This is a genomic window from uncultured Nocardioides sp. (assembly GCF_947489365.1).
In the GTDB taxonomy this organism is placed as follows: domain Bacteria; phylum Actinomycetota; class Actinomycetes; order Propionibacteriales; family Nocardioidaceae; genus Nocardioides.
The window spans coordinates 191837-206999 of record NZ_CANLDB010000004.1 but is presented as its reverse complement, the minus strand read 5'-3'; the positions used below and the strand labels follow the sequence as shown (position 1 = coordinate 206999).

Sequence of the window (15163 nt, the reverse complement as noted above, 5' to 3'; positions counted from 1 at the left end):
TCGTCGTCATCGGTCGGGGGTCGCCCCCTGGAACTCGTCGTCCTCAGGCCAGGGCTCTGAGGAGGGTGCCGCCTGGCGGCCCTTCGGGCGGAGCGCGACACCGGCCTCCACGATGGCCCGCCGGACCGTCGGGGCGCTGCTGCCGACCTTCTCCGCGACGTCGCGGAGGTTCATCCCGCTGCGGTACAGGCGAGCGGCATGGTCGACGTCGAATGTCGCTCGGCGGCCCCTGCGCCCGTCGGGCTTCTTCTCCGGCGGCGGGGCCTGCTTCGGCTTGGCCGGCACACCCGGCGCGCAGGCCGGGCAGGCGCCGGTCTCGCAGTCCACCAGAGGTGACCGCTGGCCGCACAGGGCGCATGTCGGGGCGAGAGCGTCGAAGTCCAGGCCGGTCGAGCCGCGAACCCTGGATCGACGGCACCGGCGTCGACGTCGACACCCTCCCGCCGCTGCCCCCGCCGGACGGGGTGGTGTTCGAGCCGACCGTCCCGCCGGCGTCGTCGCCCGCGGTCGAGGTGAGCGGGGTGACCGACGGGCTGATCCTGGCGCTGGTCGACCAGCTCGAGGCCGGGGCCGTCGTGACGTTCCACCTCTCCGGCGACCAGACCGCTGCCGGCAGCTTCGTTCCCTCGGCCGCGACCTCGGTCGGCCCCGCGACGGCGTCGTCGATCGCGTCCCCGACCACGCTGCCCGACGGCACACCGCTGACCGAGGGCACGACGTACTGGGCCCGGGCCGTCGCCTCCAACGCCGTGGGTGACGCTCCCGCGGGACCGGCGGCCTCGGGCAGCCCGGACCGGTCCCGACCCCGGTCGCTCATCACCGACACCCTCAAGTCGCTCCGTGCGATCCTCGACCGGCTCGACATCGGCCAGGCGTACATCGACGCCGACGAGGGGTTCATGATCCCCAACCCGCCGCCGCCCAACGGCGGGGACCGGACGTGGTCGCGGATCCCGTTCGACGGGGTCTCGCCGATGGTGATGCTGATCGACCTGATCGCGACCCGCCTGTCGGTGCAGGGTGTCGCTGAGTTCCTCGACCGGGTCACGTTCCGCCGTCGCGCGATGGCCGCCGACGGCGTGTCCGCCCCGAGCCTCGCGCCCACCGTCGCACCGCACTGGCCTGCGGTGGCCACCACCGCCGGCACGGCGGGTCTGGCGCTGGACCCCAGCAACGCGGCCCGCTGGGTCACCGCCTACGTCGTCCCGTTCACCTCGCAGACCCCGCAGCGGGTCGGCCTGCGGTCGGTGATGAAGACCACCGGTGCGCAGGCCACGTTCCACACCGGCGCCACGACCCAGGCGACCGCGGTCGCGGGTCTCACGGTGATCGGGCAGCGGATCTACGTGCTGTCCCAGCTGACCGGGTTCACCAGCCAGTGGAAGGTCAGCGTCTTCGACACCGTCGGCGCGCAGGCACCGTGGACCTGGATCCGTCTGGACGAGGTCGACCAGGTCGAAGTGATCAGCTCGCAGGTCGCCTCGGCGCGGCCACGCCGGCTGGCCGATACCCCGCGGTACGCGAGCGACGTGGTGCTCCGCAGCCGCCGTGGCCTGTTCACCCGGGTGCGGGTGCCTGGGACCGATGACCAGTCGCTGACCGACGAGGAGCGTGACCGTCTGGTCGAGTCGTGGCTGTCCGCGCACCTCGGGTCGATCCTCACCGTGGAGCCCCGGGACGTCCCGGGGAAGTGCGGGGAGCGGGACTGTCTGGAGCCTCACCCGTGAGCGGCCGTACCGAAACCGAGCCCTACGCCCTCGTCAACAGGAATGAGCGCGGCATCGACGGATCAGTTGCGCCGGATGGTCCAGCGCACCTGCCTGGTGCTGTCCACCGTCGAACCTCGCGGAGCGAAAATCTCGCGAGACACCTGAATGAGGGTCGGGCCGCTGAAGATGCAGTTCACGCGCATCTTGATGACGACCAGATTCAGCCGCTGATAGTTCGCGAGCCGCGCGCTTGGGCAGCTGCTCTGGTTCTGCGAATTGGAGAACTGGAAGTTCTGATTGAAGCCCTTGAAGTTGTAGATGTAAACGCCTGTTCGAGTCGCCTGTCCGCTCTGGTAGGGACGCAGGTTCGCGATCTTCAACTTAGCGATGAACATCCGCTTCTTGCCGCCGCGAGTGGTTCGGACGAGGTACTGGGCTCGAGTCACGTTGGTGTTCGCAAGCTGCCTCCCGGTCGCCCTCCCCTCGACGACGCGAGCGCTGTCGCTGTCCGTGGAGGTGGGCGCGTAGCGGTCTGCAGCGCTTGCGGGCTGCACCAGAAGAGACATCGACATCACCAGAGCGGCTGCCACGACCGCCGCCGGCCTCAAGAAACCAATGATCGCCATGCGTGAACTATGCGCGAACCACCTCAGCAGCGGCGCTCCACTGCAGGTTCCTGCACAGGGTCTCGACACGCACGAACGCGCCGACGTGTCCGTGCTGCCTCAACGCCTCGCCCCGCCGTGTCGGCGCGCACATCGACATCGCTCGGCCCGCCGCCACCTACGCCTGATCTGCCCCCGCTGCCGAAAGGACCACCCGTGAAGCGCACGCCGCTGAACCGCCGCACCGAGCTGCGTGTGGTGTCGCCGCTGCAGCGGGGGAAGCCGTTGTCCCGCGGCCGGGAGGGTGGGACGGGGACGGATGGTCCAGCGCCGCGGCCGGCGAAGCGGGTGAAAGCCACCGGGCCGGACGCTGCGACCCGACGCCTAGTGCTGGACCGGGCTGACGGATGCTGCGAGATCTGCGGGGTCCTGATCCACGACGGCGACGGCTGGGTGGGCGAGCACTCGTTCCACCACCGCCGGCCCCGCCGGATGGGCGGCTCGAGCGACCCGGCCACGAACCGGCCGTCGAACCTGCTGCTCATCTGCGGCTCCGCAACCAGTCCCGCGGGCTGCCACCTGCTGGTCGAGTCCCAGCGGGCGCTGGCGCTCGGCAATGGCTGGCTCCTCCACGCCGAGCAGAACCCGACCCTCGAGCCCGTCGAGCTCGCGGTCACCCCGCCGGCCCATCGCACCTGGCTCAAAGACGACGGCGTCATCACGGTCGCCGACGGCACCAACACCTGAGGGCTTGCTTCGGTCTGCCCCAGCGACATGATCTCGCCTTACCCTCGTGGCGAAAGGGAGGAGTTCAGACCATGAAGTCACTTAGGAAAAAGAGTCAGGGCGAAACGCCGTTCCAACGGAGACGCCAACTATCACGACTCACCGCCAAAGCCGACGTCACCGGGGCCAGACGAGACCTCCTTAAAGCAGAATGCCTGACTCTCTATCGAGAGACGGAGACGGACGTTGCGCAGCTCCGCAGCTCGCTGCCCTTGAGTCTCTTGTCTCTGCTTCTAGGATTCACTGGCATTGCCATCGCCTCGGGAGCGACGGCCTTCAACCTGCAGTTGGCTGCGGAGCAAATAATCGATCCATCAGAAACAGTCCAAGGAAGATCCGCTGAAGGCATGGAACCGCGAGGTTTTAGCACCATGGTCTCGATTGACACGAATCCTCTCGAATACCTAGATATTCAGGTCACCAGTGTCGGCCTGGGAAGCTTGTACGTGATGGCGGCTATCGCCGTGATTTACATGCTGGTTCGCCAGAGATACCGGATGGAGGCTTACGTCAAAGCGCGTCGTCGCCAGTTTCGCTCTGATGTCCAATTAGCCATCATTCGGGCGCAGATTGAGGAAACTGAAGCAAGACGAAGGGAGAGGTCGCGGCGCGGCATATTTGGCAGGAGTGCCACCAATGAGTGACCCCCGGCAGGTCACTGCGGAAGAAGCATCTGCAGTCCTCGGGATCCCGGTGTCCACCATCCGGGTGTGGAAGCATCGTGGGCGTGTCGTCCCTATCGGCCTGGCAAAACTGCACCAGCCAGGCCGGCCTGTCCCGCTATACACTCTCGCCGAGCTTGAGGCCCTCGCGGCTGACTGGCTCGAGCGATGCCGATCCTAATTTTGGCGGGGGCCTCGACTTGGAGCGATTGGCAACCGCCGACTGGTGGCTAGACACGGCGATGGCTGGTTTCGTGGGCGCGGCTCTGTCAGCAGTAATCGCCATCTTGGTGCTTCGCTGGTCTTGGCGTCTCCAGGAGGACCGCCACCGAAAGGACATGCAGAACGACGAGAACCGTCGGGCTGCCGACCGCTCATACGAAGACGAACTCAGGCTCGAAGCACGCAAGCAAGAGGACGCCATTCGACAGGCCGCATGGGACATGGAACAGCGCCGCCGGGATGAAGAACGGCTACTCGATCGGCTACTCACACTGCGTCGCAAGATGAAAGTCCTCCAGGGTTACCCCCACGATCCGAGACCGGAGTTCGGACCAATGTTCGACGACGCAGAGGTCGATGTCCTAGCGGTAACTAAGTGGGCCCAAACCCACCACAGCGAACTTGCGCGAACTCTCAATGGGCTATGGCTGCAGGCTGAATTTGGCAGAGAGGCGTGCACCAAAGTGTCTGCTTGGGAGGACGACGTGACGGACCGTGAGCGGACGTGGATCGCGATCGAGCTAGCGGTAGACCAGATTGATCGCTGGATCATCGCGCCCGAAGAACTTCAGAATCAGACCGAAGACGACTACAGGCAGACGGTCACAGGCTTCCCACACGCTCTAGAAATCCTTGACTGAACACCCTCATCGCCGTATGCCGCGGCCATCCACTCTTGCGAGCTGGCCCAAGCAGGCGTAATCTTTGCGCCAGCGGAAGAGGTATATCCACAGCACGGTCTGACCACGTCGAGCTCTAGCTCCGCAGCGTCGGACCAGCCCCACAATCCTGAGAGCCACGTCGACCCCATGCGACGTGGCCCTCGGCATGCCCGGTCGAAGGTCACACGGTGGGCAAGGCGAAGAGCCACGTCAACAAGAAGGAAGCCCAAGCCGTCGCGGACTACGCGACCGACGTGGCCTACGCCCTGTCTCTCCCCCGCTGGCGGATCCTCGTGATGACCGACCCGTGCGGCGATGACGCTATGGCCACCGTCGACACCGTCGACGGGAAGTGGACCGCCCGGATCTGGCTGTGCGAGGACTGGATGACCCAGCCATACGACACCCGCCGCGAGACCATCACCCACGAGGTCTGCCACCTCATCCACATGCGCTTGGCCGACACGGTCATCGAGGACTCCAAGCCCCTGATGCGCAACGGCGACCACCGCGACTGGACCCGCCGGGTGCGCCGTGAGTTCGAGCTGATGGTCGACCACCTCGCCGTGTTCCTCGCCGAGACCCACAGCCTCGAGCGCGCGTGGGACAAAGCGCACGGTAGGACGTCGTGACCAACGACTACGGCTACCAGCACCGCACCACCAGCGACGACAGCGCCAAGGTTGCGCGGAAGTCGAGCAGGCCTCGCCGCGTGCAGAAGAAGACCGATGCCCAGGATGCCGCCGAGACCGGGTCTCAGGAGGACCCTCGCGGCGACTCCTGAGCCGACTGTCGGCGCGTCAACCTACGGTCGCCGGCATGCACAACCCATGGGGGATCCTTCGTCGGCTCGGCCAGTGGACGTTCCATCTGGCTCCGCTGCCGGCCGGGACATTCGGGCTGACTGACTTCAGCGCGCGGACGCTCACCATCACGACCGGGCTCGACCAGGCTCAGCGGCGCTCGACACTGGCGCACGAGCTTGAGCACGGGGCGCGCGGCCCTGGGGGACACCCGCAGCGTGAGGAGCTCGCCTGCGACCAGGCGGCGGCCCGCCGGCTGATCGCCATTCGCCCGCTCGGTGAGGCGATCGCGTGGTCTCACACGCTTGATGAGGCCGCCGACGAGCTCTGGGTGGACCGCGACCTACTCGACGTGCGCCTGGCCCACCTCCACCCTGCAGAGCGGGCGTACCTGAAGCGCAGGCTCGAGGACGGGCCCTCGGTCGCCTGAGCCGCGACTCAGGCGCCCGAGGGCAGGACGCCGAAGGCCTGGTCGGCGGCGGCCGCTGCTGCGAGCTGGGCGTCGGGCAGGAGGTGGCTGTAGGTGTCGACGGTCGTCTGAATCGACTCGTGCCCCAGGCGGGCCTGCACGACGTGGATCGGTGTTCCGTTGGCCAGCAGGAGCGAGGCGTGGCTGTGCCGCAGGTCGTGGATCCGTGGCCGCGGGTCGAGGTGCTTCACGGCGGGCAGCCAGATGTCGGACCAGAACGTCCGGTGCAGCACGGGGCCGCCGCGCGGGGCGGTGAAGACGAGGTCGGTCGAGGCGCGACCGGCGCAGAGCATGTCGAGCTCGCCGTGCAGCGCCGGCGGGATCAGGACCGTGCGGTTCGACTTCCGGGTCTTCGTCGCGCCGACGGTCCGCCCACCCTCCGGTGACCACTTCACCGCGCGGCGGATCCGCACGTTCGGGAGCTGCACGTCGCGGACCTCGAGCGCGACCGCCTCGCCCCACCGGCACCCCGTGCCGTAGAGGAACCGGAGCAGCGGCTGGTGGTGGGGGTGCATCCGCAGCGCGACGGTGCTGAACTCCAGTTGGTCGAGGATCCGCATCTCGACGGCGTCGCCTTCCTGGCCGCGGGGGAGTCGCATTCGGGCCACCGGGTTCTTCGTGAGCACGCCCTGATCGACGGCGCGGCCGAGCACAGCGGCGAGGAGGCCACGCTGGTTCTTCAGCGACTTCGCCGAGTAGCGGTTGCCGAGTTCGTTCACGGCCTCGGCGATCGCGTCGCGGGTCGCGAGGTTCGCGGGGAGGTGCCCGATGAGCGGCGCCCACGTGCGCTCCCACAGCCGGGTGTAGGTGACCCGGGTGCCGGGTTCGATGCCGGTCAGGTGCCGGATGTGGTCGGCGGCGAGCTCGTCGAGAGTGGGCACGTAGTCGACCTGCTCGCCGGCGTACAGCTGGTCCAAGGCGCCCTGGGGTCCGAGGACGTCGAGCCACGCGGCGAACTTTTTCGCCTGCTTCAGCGTGGTGAACGACTCGCTGGTCTGGCGGCGGCCGTGGCGGAACCGGACCTTGTACGTCACGGCGCCGTCGCGGCCTTCGTGCTTGCTGGGGGTCCTCACGGGTGCACCTCGCGGTGTTCGGTGAGAACGCGCGGGCCCGAGCCTGTGGGGCGCGGTGTGCTCGGCCGTGGGTCCATGTAGCCGGACAGTAGGGCTGACGACCGACAGTCCCACCCCGGCCGGAGCCGGGGTGGGTACTTGTGGGTACGTGGCCTAGGCCATATGGCCTCTGACCTGGGTGTCCGAGGGGGGACTTGAACCCCCACGCCCTAATACGGGCACTAGCACCTCAAGCTAGCGCGTCTGCCAATTCCGCCACCCGGACGAGTGCGACGGCGACACTAGCAAAGGCCTCGGGCGGACCTGACATCGCCGTACCGTGCACCCCGTGACCCTCCCCGAGACGCTCCTGGAGACCGGCCCGACGGCAAGCCTGCTGGTCGCCGCGGGGGTGTGGTCGCTGGCCCTCGGCGGGGTCTCCGGGTGGGCCGTCGCGGCAGCGTTCCACCCCTCGCAGATGCTCGCCCGGGTCGGGGTGAGGCACCCGCGACGGGTGCTGCAGCTGCACCTCGACTGGATCATCATGGGCTGCGTGATGGTGGCGGTCGGCCTCGCCGTCCCGACCGCGCCGGCGTGGGCGCACCTGCTGGTGACCGCGGGCGCGATCGTGAACCCGCTGCTGTTCGCGCCGCTGGCGTTCTCGTCGGGCTGGTACACGAGCCGTCCGTACGTCGCGGTCTCACTGGCGTCGTTCACGGCCCTGAGCGTCGGGCTCGTCGCCTGCGCGGTCTCGCTGACGGCGCGCCTGGTGGGCTGAGGGGTCAGTCAGGCAGCTCGAACCAGGCGAGCGTGCCGCCGTACGGCGAGGCGTCGAGGCCGATCCGGCCGCCGTGCGACTCCACGACCCGCCGGCAGGTCGCCAGACCGATCCCCGAGCCCTGGGCGCCGCTGTCGAGCTGCACGAGCGGCCGGAACACCGCCTCCCGCTGCTCCGGGGGCACCCCGGGACCGCGGTCGTGCACCTCGATGCGCGACCAGCCCGGGCGGCGCTCGCCGCGGACGGTGAGGTGCGCGGGCTCGCCGGGCATCGTGTACTTCGCGGCGTTGGCGACGAGGTTCTGCAGCACCGCCCGCAGCTGGACGGGGTCGCCGGTCACGATCGGCAGCTCCTCGACCTCCACGGTGGCCCCGACGAGGTCGACGGCGAGATCCTGCTGGATCGTCCGCACGGCCGTCACGAGGTCGACGGGCTCGCGACGCAGCTCGCCCCCGACGCGGGCGAAGGAGAGCAGCCCGTCGATCAAGGACTGCATCCGGGTCGCGCCGCTCAGCGCACGGGTGACGAGGAAGTCCGAGTCGCTGCTGCTCTGGGTCCCGATGTCGTCGGCGAGCATCATGAGCGACGTCGACACGGCGGTCAGCGGTCCCCGCAGGTCGTGGCTGACCTGGCCCGCGAACGCGGTGAGGTGGTCGTTGGAGCGCTGCAGCTCCTTGCGGGCGCTCTCGAGGTCCGCCACCGCCAGGGCCAGCTCCTCCGAGCGCAGGTGCAGCTCGAGCAGGTCGACGACGCGGTCGGCCAGCGCCTGCAGCGCCGCGCGCCGTTCCGTGGTGATGGTCCGGGCCCGGGTGTCGAACACGCAGAGCGTGCCGATCGTCTCCCCCGAGGGGGTCACGAGCTGGTGGGTCGCGTAGAAGCGCACCGATCCGAGCTCGCCGGTGACGAACGGGTTGGCGGCGAAACGGGGGTCCTCGCTGGCGTCGGACAGCACCACCGGCTCGGGCTCGTGGAGCACGGTCGCGCACATCGAGTCCTCGCGGGAGCAGACGGCCGCGTCGAAGCCCACGACCGCGACCTGGTGCTGCTCGTGCTCGGTGATGAGGTTGATCGTCGCCATCGGGACGTCGGCCACCATCGCCGCGACCTCGACCAGCGCCTGGAGGTCGTCGCGGTGCGGGTCGGCGAGGACGCCGTACCGTGCGATGGCCGCGGCCCGCACCGCTGCATCCAGTCCGACCTCAGCCCCGGGCGCCGCTGTGTCAGTCACAAACCGAAGGTTATCGCCGACGAGTCCGTCGCGAGGGAGGTTGGGCCTGTCAGGATGGACCGATGGGTGAAGAGCGCAGCAGCGAGCAGCCGGCGTACGACCCCGCGGCGGAGGTCGTCGACCTGTGCCGCGACCTGATCCGGATGGACACCTCCAACTACGGGGACCACTCCGGGCCGGGGGAGCGCAAGGCGGCCGAGCACGTCGCGACGCTGCTCGACGAGGTGGGGATCGAGTCCACCCTGGTCGAGGGCACCCCCGGCCGGACGTCGCTGGTCGCCCGCTGGGGCGGCTCGGAGGGCGACCCGCTGCTGCTGCACGGGCACCTCGACGTGGTCCCGGCGGAGGCGTCCGACTGGCAGGTCGACCCGTTCTCCGGCGAGATCACCGACGACGGCTACCTGTGGGGCCGCGGGGCGGTCGACATGAAGGACTTCGACGCGATGCTGCTCTCCGCCGTCCGTGCCCGGGCCCGGGCCGGCGCCGTTCCGGAGCGCCCGATGGTGCTGTGCTTCACCGCCGACGAGGAGGCCGGCGGCCACCACGGCGCCCAGGTGCTCGTCGAGGAGCACCCGGACCTGCTGGCCGACTGCACCGAGGCCGTCGGCGAGGTCGGCGGCTTCAGCGCCACCGTCAAGGGCCAGCGGATCTACCTCATCGAGGCCGCCGAGAAGGGCATGGCCTGGATGAGGCTCACCGCCCGCGGCCGCGCCGGGCACGGCTCGATGATCAACCGCGAGAACGCCGTCACCGAGCTCGCCGCCGCCGTCGGGCGGATCGGCGCCCACCAGTGGCCCGTCCGCCTGACCCCGACCATGGAGGTCCTGCTCGCGAGCATCGGGCAGCTCGCCGGGGTCGACCCCACCCCGGAGAACGCCGACGCCCTCGTCGAGGAGCTCGGGGGCACCGCCCGGATGCTGTCGGCGGTCATCCGCAACACCACGAACCCCACGATGCTCGGCGCGGGCTACAAGGTGAACGTCATCCCCACCGAGGCCACCGCCCACGTCGACGGGCGCTTCCTGCCCGGCCACGAGGAGGAGTTCTTCGAGACCCTCCGCGAGCTCTGCGGCCCCGGGATCGAGATCGACTTCGTCTCCCACCAGCAGCCCTGGGAGACGCCGTACGACGGCGCGCTCGTGGACACCATGACCCGCTCGCTCCTCGCCGAGGACCCGGGCGCGATGGTCGCGCCGTACCTGATGAGCGGCGGGACCGACGCCAAGCACTTCCGCAAGCTCGGCATGCGCAGCTACGGCTTCGCGCCGCTGCGGCTTCCCGAGGACCTCGACTTCATGAGCCTGTTCCACGGCGTCGACGAGCGCGTGCCCGTCGACGCGCTGCAGTTCGGTGCGCGGGTGCTGGACCGGTTCCTCGGTGAAGCCTGAGCTTGCGAAGGCTTCACCACTGGTGGTCGAGCAGCGAGCGTGACCGAGCTCGCGAGGTCACGACCGAGCGTGTCGAGACCCGGTGAGACGGAAGTCGGCCGGCACCGCTCCCGTCAGGCCGTCCGCACCTGCCGGATGATCCTCCGCCGCAGCACGACCCGGCGGGTGCCGTCGGGCGTGATGCGGACGCGGTCGAGCTCCCACCCGCCGTGCTCGGCGCGGTCGACGAGCATCCGGGTGACCACGCCGCGGGGGAAGTCCCGGTGGTAGGTGATGCGGTCGAACTCCCACTCGACGCCGGAGCGCTGGGCGTGCCGGGCGGCGAGGGCGGGGTGCTGCGAGGGGTCGCGGGCCATCAGTCCTCCTCCTGGTGCGGGCTCAGGCGCCGGAGACGTCGTCGAGGGCGTCGCTGATCTCGGCGGGCAGGACCAGCTCCTCGGTCGCCAGGGTGGCACGCAGCTGGGCGGCCGTCCGTGCGCCCACGATGGGGGCGGTGACGCCCGGCCGGTCGCGCACCCAGGTCAGCGCCACCTCCAGCGGCGTCCACTCCAGCCCGTCGGCGGCTTTGGCCACCGCCTCGACCACCCGCGCCGAGACGGGGTCGAGGTAGGGGTCGACGAAGCCGGAGAAGCGCGGTGACGCGGCCCGCGAGGCGGTGGGGGTGCCGGTGCGGTACTTCCCGGTCAGCACGCCGCGGCCCAGCGGGGACCACGGCAGCACGCCGAGCCCGAGCGCCCGCGCCGCGGGCAGGACCTCGTCCTCCACGTCGCGGTTGAGCAGCGAGTACTCGACCTGCGTCGAGGCCAGCGGCACCCGGCCGGGCACGGCGGCCTGCCAGGTCGCGGCCTGCGCGGTCTGCCAGCCGGCGTAGTTCGAGATCCCGACGTACGCCGCCCGCCCGGACGTCACGGCGGTCTCGAGGGCCGCCATCACCTCCGCGACCGGGGTCGCGGGGTCCCAGGCGTGGACCTGCCACAGGTCGACGTGGTCGGTGCCGAGCCGGTCCAGCGACGCGTCGAGGGTGGCGAGCAGCGCCCGGCGCGACGCCTCGAGGTGGCGGACGCCGTCGCGGCGCGAGAGGCCCGCCTTCGTCGCCAGGACGACGTCCTCGCGCGACACGACGGTGCCGAGCATCGAGCCGAGCAGCTCCTCCGAGGCGCCCTCGCCGTACGAGGCCGCGGTGTCGACGAGCGTGCCGCCGGCGTCCACGAAGCCGACGAGCTGGCCGCGGGCCTCGTGCTCGTCGACGTCCGAGCCCCAGGTCATGGTCCCCAGACCGAGGCGGGAGACCCGCAGGCCGGTGGCACCCACGGAGCGCTGCTGCATGCGGGTCAACCTATCCGGCCGCCCCGCCCGTCGATCCGCACGGCACGCCGCCCGCGGGTCCCGCGCGGGCGGTCGGTCGGGGTCCGTAGCCTGGCTCCCCGTGTGGGACTACCTCCAGGCCGTCGTTCTCGGGCTGATCCAGGGCCTGACGGAGTTCCTGCCGATCTCCTCCAGCGCGCACCTGCGGATCTACCCGCAGCTGTTCGGGTGGGGCGACCCGGGCGCGGCGTTCACGGCCGTGGTCCAGATCGGCACCGAGCTCGCCGTCCTCATCTACTTCCGCAAGGACATCTGGCGGATCGCCGTGACGTGGCTGCGGTCGCTGGTGAAGCCGGAGTACAGGGGCCACCGCGACGCCCGGATGGGCTGGTTCATCATCCTGGGCTCCCTGCCCATCGTGGTGCTCGGCCTGCTGTTCGAGGACGCCATCGACTCCGCCCTGCGCAGCCTGTGGGTGGTCGGCACCACGCTGATCGTCTTCGGCGTCGTGCTCGGGGTGGCCGACCGGTACGGCCGCAACGACAAGCCGATCGAGAAGCTGACCCTGCGCCACGCCGTCCTCATGGGTCTCGCGCAGGCCGCTGCCCTCGTCCCGGGGGTCTCGCGCAGCGGCGCGACCATCTCGATGGGCCGCGCGCTGGGTTACGAGCGGGCCGCCGCGACCCGCTACGCCTTCCTGCTCGCGATCCCCGCCGTCGTCGGCGCCGGGGTCTACAAGCTGAAGGACATCGGCGAGGAGGCCAACGCCTACGGCTGGGGCGAGACCGCCGTCGCCACCCTCGTCTCGTTCGTCGTCGGGTACGCCGCCATCGCCTGGCTCCTGCGCTACGTCTCCACCCGCTCCTACACGCCGTTCGTCGTCTACCGGGTCCTCCTCGGCGCCGCCGTCCTGGCCCTGCTCGGCCTCGGCGTCCTCACGCCGCTCGCCGGCGCCTGACGGGTCCCGCCGCGCCGCCACGGTCCCGGCGGGTCCCGGGGCTCCAGGCCCTCCGTTTCTGCCGAATCGGCACCGACCGGGCCCGGGAGACCGCCGTTTGTGCAGAAACGGCGCTCCGACGGGCCCCCGCCGCCCGCGCTACAGCCAGCCGGAGCGCTTGAACAGCCACCAGAGGCCGGCGACGGTGCCGCCCATCAGCAGCAGGGCGTAGGCGTAGCCGAAGCGCCACGCGAGCTCGGGCATGTGCTCGAAGTTCATGCCGTAGACGCCGGCGATGAGGGTGGGGACGACGACGAGCGCGGCGCCGGCGGAGATCTTGCGCATGTCGTCGTTCTGCTGCATCGAGATCCGGGTCGCGTGGGCGTCGAAGGCGGTCGAGAGCAGCCCGTCCAGCGACTCGACGTCCTCGGCGACCAGGTCGAGGTGGTCGGCGATGTCCCGGAAGTACGGCGCCGCCTTGACGGCGACGCCGTCGACCTCGCCGCCGGACAGGCGCCGGAGCGGCTCGCGCAGCGGCATCACCGCCCGACGCATCTCGGCGAGCTCGCGCTTGAGGACGTAGATCCGGTCGGCGTCCTGGGTCCTCTCGTCGGAGAACACCGAGGCCTCGACCTCGTCGACGTCGACCATGAGCTCGGCGACGACCTTCTCGTACTCGTCGACCACCCGGTCGCACACCGCGTGGAGCACGGCGGCGGTGCCGTGGCGCAGCAGCTCCTCGTGGGACTCCAGGCTGCTGCGGGCGCCGTCGAGGGGTGCGCCGACGCCGTGACGGACCGTCACGACGAAGTCGGGGCCGACGAAGACGTCGATCTCACCGGTCTCCACGGCGTCGTCGGCGTCGACGTACCAGAGCGTCTTGAGGACCAGGAACAGCGTCTGGCCGTACCGCTCGAGCTTGGGCCGCTGGTGGGCGTCGCGGGCGTCCTCGACCGCGAGGGGGTGCAGGTCGAAGACGGCGGCGACCTCGGCCAGCTCGTCGTCCTCCGGGTCGTGCAGGCCGACCCAGGCGACGTCCCCGTCGGAGCAGCCGGCGCGCAGGTCGCGCAGGTGGTCCAGGTCGTGGCCGGGCGCGTCGGAGAGGCGATGCCCGTCGCGGTAGCGGGCGGCGTCGACGATCACGACCTCAGGCTAGGCCGCGCGACGGACGCCGGCTCGTCGCCGCCCCGTAGGCTCGGGCGCCATGGCCACCGTCGTCCTCGTCCGTCACGGCCGTACGACGGCCAACGCCTCCGGCGTCCTCGCGGGACGCTCCCCGGGCGTCAAGCTCGACGAGGTCGGCCAGGGCCAGGCCGCGCGCACCGCGGAGCGCCTCGCCGTGGTGCCGCTCGCGGCCGTCGTCTCCAGCCCACTGGTGCGCTGCCGCCAGACCGCCGCCGCCATCACGGGCGCCCAGGCGGGCACGGTCGAGGCCGAGCTCGACAAGGCGATCACCGAGTGCGACTACGGCGAGTGGCAGGGCCGGCCGCTCAAGGAGCTCGCCAAGGAGAAGCTCTGGGCGAGCGTGCAGCGCACGCCGTCCTCGGTGACCTTCCCCGGCGGGGAGTCGATGCGCGCGATGCAGATGCGCGGGGTCGACGCGGTACGACGCCACGACGCGGCGATCGAGGCCGCCCACGGCCCCGAGGCGGTGTGGGTCGCGGTCAGCCACGGTGACGTCATCAAGTCGATCCTCGCCGAGGCGCTCGGCACCCACCTCGACCTGTTCCAGCGGCTCCACGTCGACCCGGCGTCGGTGTCGGTGGTCCGCATCTCGGGCGGGTCGCCGTCCGTGCTGTGCACCAACACCCACGCCGGCGACCTCGGCTGGCTCGTGCCGCCGAAGAAGCCCGGACGACGCCGTCGCGGCGCTGCCGGACCCGCCGACGCGGTCGTCGGCGGCGGCGCGGGCCCGGGCACCGCGTAGCCCGGGTGGGTCGCGGTCCTAGGCTGGGACCCATGCCGCCCGTGGTGCACTCCTTCGACCCGCCCGAGAGGTTCGTGGCGGGAACGGTCGGTGAGCCCGGCCAGCGGACCTTCTTCCTCCAGGCCCGGGCCGGCGTGCAGCTGGTCTCGGTGTCGCTGGAGAAGCAGCAGGTCCAAGCGCTCGCCGAGCGTGTCGACGAGCTCCTCGACGAGGTCATGGACGCCGCCGGCGCCGACGCCGTCGTCCCCGCCGTGGCGCCTCTCGACCTCGAGGACACCGCTCCGCTGGAGCAGCCGATCGAGGAGGAGTTCCGCGCCGGGACCATGACGCTGTCGTGGGACCCCGAGGACAAGCGGGTCGTCATCGAGGTCTTCCCCTACTCCGAGGCCGCCGTCGTCCGCCCCGAGCAGCCCGAGGAGGAGGTGGACGAGCCGGAGCCCGAGGAGCTGCTGCTGGTGCGCCTCGCCCCCGGCCACGCGCGGGCGTTCGTGAAGCGCGCCGAGCAGGTGCTGGAGGCCGGGCGCCCGGCGTGCCCGTTCTGCGGGCACCCCATGGACCCCGCCGGCCACCTGTGCGTCCGGGCCAACGGGTTCCGTCGGCGTGACCCCTGAGCCGCCTCCGGGGTACAGC

General features: G+C 70.7%; 19 protein-coding genes and 1 tRNA gene. 12 read left to right on the top strand and 8 right to left on the bottom strand.

Features of this window, described 5'->3' with window-relative positions; translation table 11 throughout:
• Positions 1-6: 6 nt before the first annotated feature.
• On the bottom strand, positions 7-174 hold the full coding sequence (locus Q0858_RS13125; protein WP_299055087.1) for a hypothetical protein: 168 nt from the start codon (positions 172-174) through the stop codon (positions 7-9).
• A gap of 293 nt (positions 175-467) precedes the next feature.
• Between Q0858_RS13125 and Q0858_RS13120 the strand changes: the two genes are divergently transcribed.
• A complete protein-coding gene (locus Q0858_RS13120) occupies positions 468-1727 on the top strand; it encodes a hypothetical protein (protein WP_299055085.1) in 1260 nt (419 codons plus the stop codon).
• Between the two features lie 62 nt (positions 1728-1789).
• Here the strand turns inward: Q0858_RS13120 and Q0858_RS13115 are convergent, their stop codons facing one another.
• Positions 1790-2335: a hypothetical protein gene (locus tag Q0858_RS13115; protein ID WP_299055083.1), complete on the bottom strand. Its 546-nt coding sequence runs from the start codon at positions 2333-2335 to the stop codon at positions 1790-1792.
• A 366-nt stretch (positions 2336-2701) separates the two neighbouring features.
• Between Q0858_RS13115 and Q0858_RS13110 the strand changes: the two genes are divergently transcribed.
• From Q0858_RS13110 to Q0858_RS13085, 6 genes are all read left to right on the top strand, one after another.
• The gene (locus tag Q0858_RS13110; protein ID WP_299055082.1) at positions 2702-3061 is read left to right on the top strand and encodes a hypothetical protein; all 360 of its coding nucleotides are present in this window, start codon (positions 2702-2704) and stop codon (positions 3059-3061) included.
• A 71-nt stretch (positions 3062-3132) separates the two neighbouring features.
• Positions 3133-3744, top strand: a complete 612-nt coding sequence (locus Q0858_RS13105) for a hypothetical protein (RefSeq protein WP_299055080.1) — start codon at positions 3133-3135, stop codon at positions 3742-3744.
• Positions 3745-4100: 356 nt separating this feature from the next.
• Complete coding sequence (locus Q0858_RS13100) at positions 4101-4625, top strand: hypothetical protein (RefSeq protein WP_299055078.1); 525 nt, start codon at positions 4101-4103, stop codon at positions 4623-4625.
• Between the two features lie 209 nt (positions 4626-4834).
• Positions 4835-5278: a hypothetical protein gene (locus tag Q0858_RS13095; RefSeq protein WP_299055077.1), complete on the top strand. Its 444-nt coding sequence runs from the start codon at positions 4835-4837 to the stop codon at positions 5276-5278.
• Positions 5275-5430 (top strand): hypothetical protein, encoded by a 156-nt coding sequence (locus tag Q0858_RS13090; RefSeq protein ID WP_299055075.1) that lies wholly within the window; start codon positions 5275-5277, stop codon positions 5428-5430. Before Q0858_RS13095 ends, Q0858_RS13090 begins: the two co-directional genes overlap by 4 nt.
• A gap of 35 nt (positions 5431-5465) precedes the next feature.
• A complete protein-coding gene (locus Q0858_RS13085) occupies positions 5466-5879 on the top strand; it encodes a hypothetical protein (RefSeq protein WP_299055073.1) in 414 nt (137 codons plus the stop codon).
• A gap of 8 nt (positions 5880-5887) precedes the next feature.
• On the opposite strand, the gene Q0858_RS13080 is transcribed toward Q0858_RS13085, so the two are convergent.
• Positions 5888-6991 (bottom strand): site-specific integrase, encoded by a 1104-nt coding sequence (locus Q0858_RS13080; protein ID WP_299055071.1) that lies wholly within the window; start codon positions 6989-6991, stop codon positions 5888-5890.
• Positions 6992-7170: 179 nt separating this feature from the next.
• Positions 7171-7256: transfer RNA gene (locus Q0858_RS13075), tRNA-Leu, on the bottom strand.
• Positions 7257-7319: 63 nt separating this feature from the next.
• On the opposite strand from Q0858_RS13075, the gene Q0858_RS13070 reads away from it, so the two are divergent.
• Positions 7320-7748, top strand: a complete 429-nt coding sequence (locus Q0858_RS13070) for a hypothetical protein (RefSeq protein WP_299055069.1) — start codon at positions 7320-7322, stop codon at positions 7746-7748.
• 4 nt (positions 7749-7752) lie between these two features.
• Here the strand turns inward: Q0858_RS13070 and Q0858_RS13065 are convergent, their stop codons facing one another.
• On the bottom strand, positions 7753-8976 hold the full coding sequence (locus Q0858_RS13065) for a GAF domain-containing sensor histidine kinase (RefSeq protein WP_299055067.1): 1224 nt from the start codon (positions 8974-8976) through the stop codon (positions 7753-7755).
• 62 nt (positions 8977-9038) lie between these two features.
• Between Q0858_RS13065 and Q0858_RS13060 the strand changes: the two genes are divergently transcribed.
• On the top strand, positions 9039-10364 hold the full coding sequence (locus tag Q0858_RS13060; protein ID WP_299055065.1) for a M20/M25/M40 family metallo-hydrolase: 1326 nt from the start codon (positions 9039-9041) through the stop codon (positions 10362-10364).
• 113 nt (positions 10365-10477) lie between these two features.
• Here the strand turns inward: Q0858_RS13060 and Q0858_RS13055 are convergent, their stop codons facing one another.
• Both Q0858_RS13055 and Q0858_RS13050 read right to left on the bottom strand, forming a co-directional pair.
• Positions 10478-10720, bottom strand: coding sequence for a DUF5703 family protein (locus tag Q0858_RS13055; RefSeq protein ID WP_299055063.1), 243 nt, complete (start codon positions 10718-10720; stop codon positions 10478-10480).
• 22 nt (positions 10721-10742) lie between these two features.
• The gene (locus Q0858_RS13050; protein WP_299055061.1) at positions 10743-11690 is read right to left on the bottom strand and encodes an aldo/keto reductase; all 948 of its coding nucleotides are present in this window, start codon (positions 11688-11690) and stop codon (positions 10743-10745) included.
• Positions 11691-11790: 100 nt separating this feature from the next.
• On the opposite strand from Q0858_RS13050, the gene Q0858_RS13045 reads away from it, so the two are divergent.
• A complete protein-coding gene (locus Q0858_RS13045; protein ID WP_299055059.1) occupies positions 11791-12627 on the top strand; it encodes an undecaprenyl-diphosphate phosphatase in 837 nt (278 codons plus the stop codon).
• Between the two features lie 138 nt (positions 12628-12765).
• Here Q0858_RS13045 and Q0858_RS13040 read toward each other — a convergent pair whose 3' ends face one another.
• Complete coding sequence (locus Q0858_RS13040; protein ID WP_299055057.1) at positions 12766-13749, bottom strand: magnesium and cobalt transport protein CorA; 984 nt, start codon at positions 13747-13749, stop codon at positions 12766-12768.
• Positions 13750-13810: 61 nt separating this feature from the next.
• On the opposite strand from Q0858_RS13040, the gene Q0858_RS13035 reads away from it, so the two are divergent.
• Positions 13811-14533, top strand: a complete 723-nt coding sequence (locus Q0858_RS13035) for an MSMEG_4193 family putative phosphomutase (protein ID WP_299055055.1) — start codon at positions 13811-13813, stop codon at positions 14531-14533.
• 32 nt (positions 14534-14565) lie between these two features.
• Positions 14566-15144, top strand: a complete 579-nt coding sequence (locus tag Q0858_RS13030; protein ID WP_299055053.1) for a DUF3090 domain-containing protein — start codon at positions 14566-14568, stop codon at positions 15142-15144.
• Positions 15145-15163: the final 19 nt, after the last annotated feature.

Coding starts and splice junctions, on each gene's coding strand:
- Q0858_RS13060 (WP_299055065.1), top strand. CDS start 9,039: ATGGGTGAAGAGCGCAGCAGCGAGCAGCCGGCGTACGACCCCGCGGCG.
- Q0858_RS13125 (WP_299055087.1), bottom strand. CDS start 174: ATGAACCTCCGCGACGTCGCGGAGAAGGTCGGCAGCAGCGCCCCGACG.
- Q0858_RS13105 (WP_299055080.1), top strand. CDS start 3,133: ATGAAGTCACTTAGGAAAAAGAGTCAGGGCGAAACGCCGTTCCAACGG.
- Q0858_RS13030 (WP_299055053.1), top strand. CDS start 14,566: ATGCCGCCCGTGGTGCACTCCTTCGACCCGCCCGAGAGGTTCGTGGCG.
- Q0858_RS13115 (WP_299055083.1), bottom strand. CDS start 2,335: ATGGCGATCATTGGTTTCTTGAGGCCGGCGGCGGTCGTGGCAGCCGCT.
- Q0858_RS13055 (WP_299055063.1), bottom strand. CDS start 10,720: ATGGCCCGCGACCCCTCGCAGCACCCCGCCCTCGCCGCCCGGCACGCC.
- Q0858_RS13035 (WP_299055055.1), top strand. CDS start 13,811: ATGGCCACCGTCGTCCTCGTCCGTCACGGCCGTACGACGGCCAACGCC.
- Q0858_RS13050 (WP_299055061.1), bottom strand. CDS start 11,690: ATGCAGCAGCGCTCCGTGGGTGCCACCGGCCTGCGGGTCTCCCGCCTC.
- Q0858_RS13100 (WP_299055078.1), top strand. CDS start 4,101: ATGCAGAACGACGAGAACCGTCGGGCTGCCGACCGCTCATACGAAGAC.
- Q0858_RS13085 (WP_299055073.1), top strand. CDS start 5,466: ATGCACAACCCATGGGGGATCCTTCGTCGGCTCGGCCAGTGGACGTTC.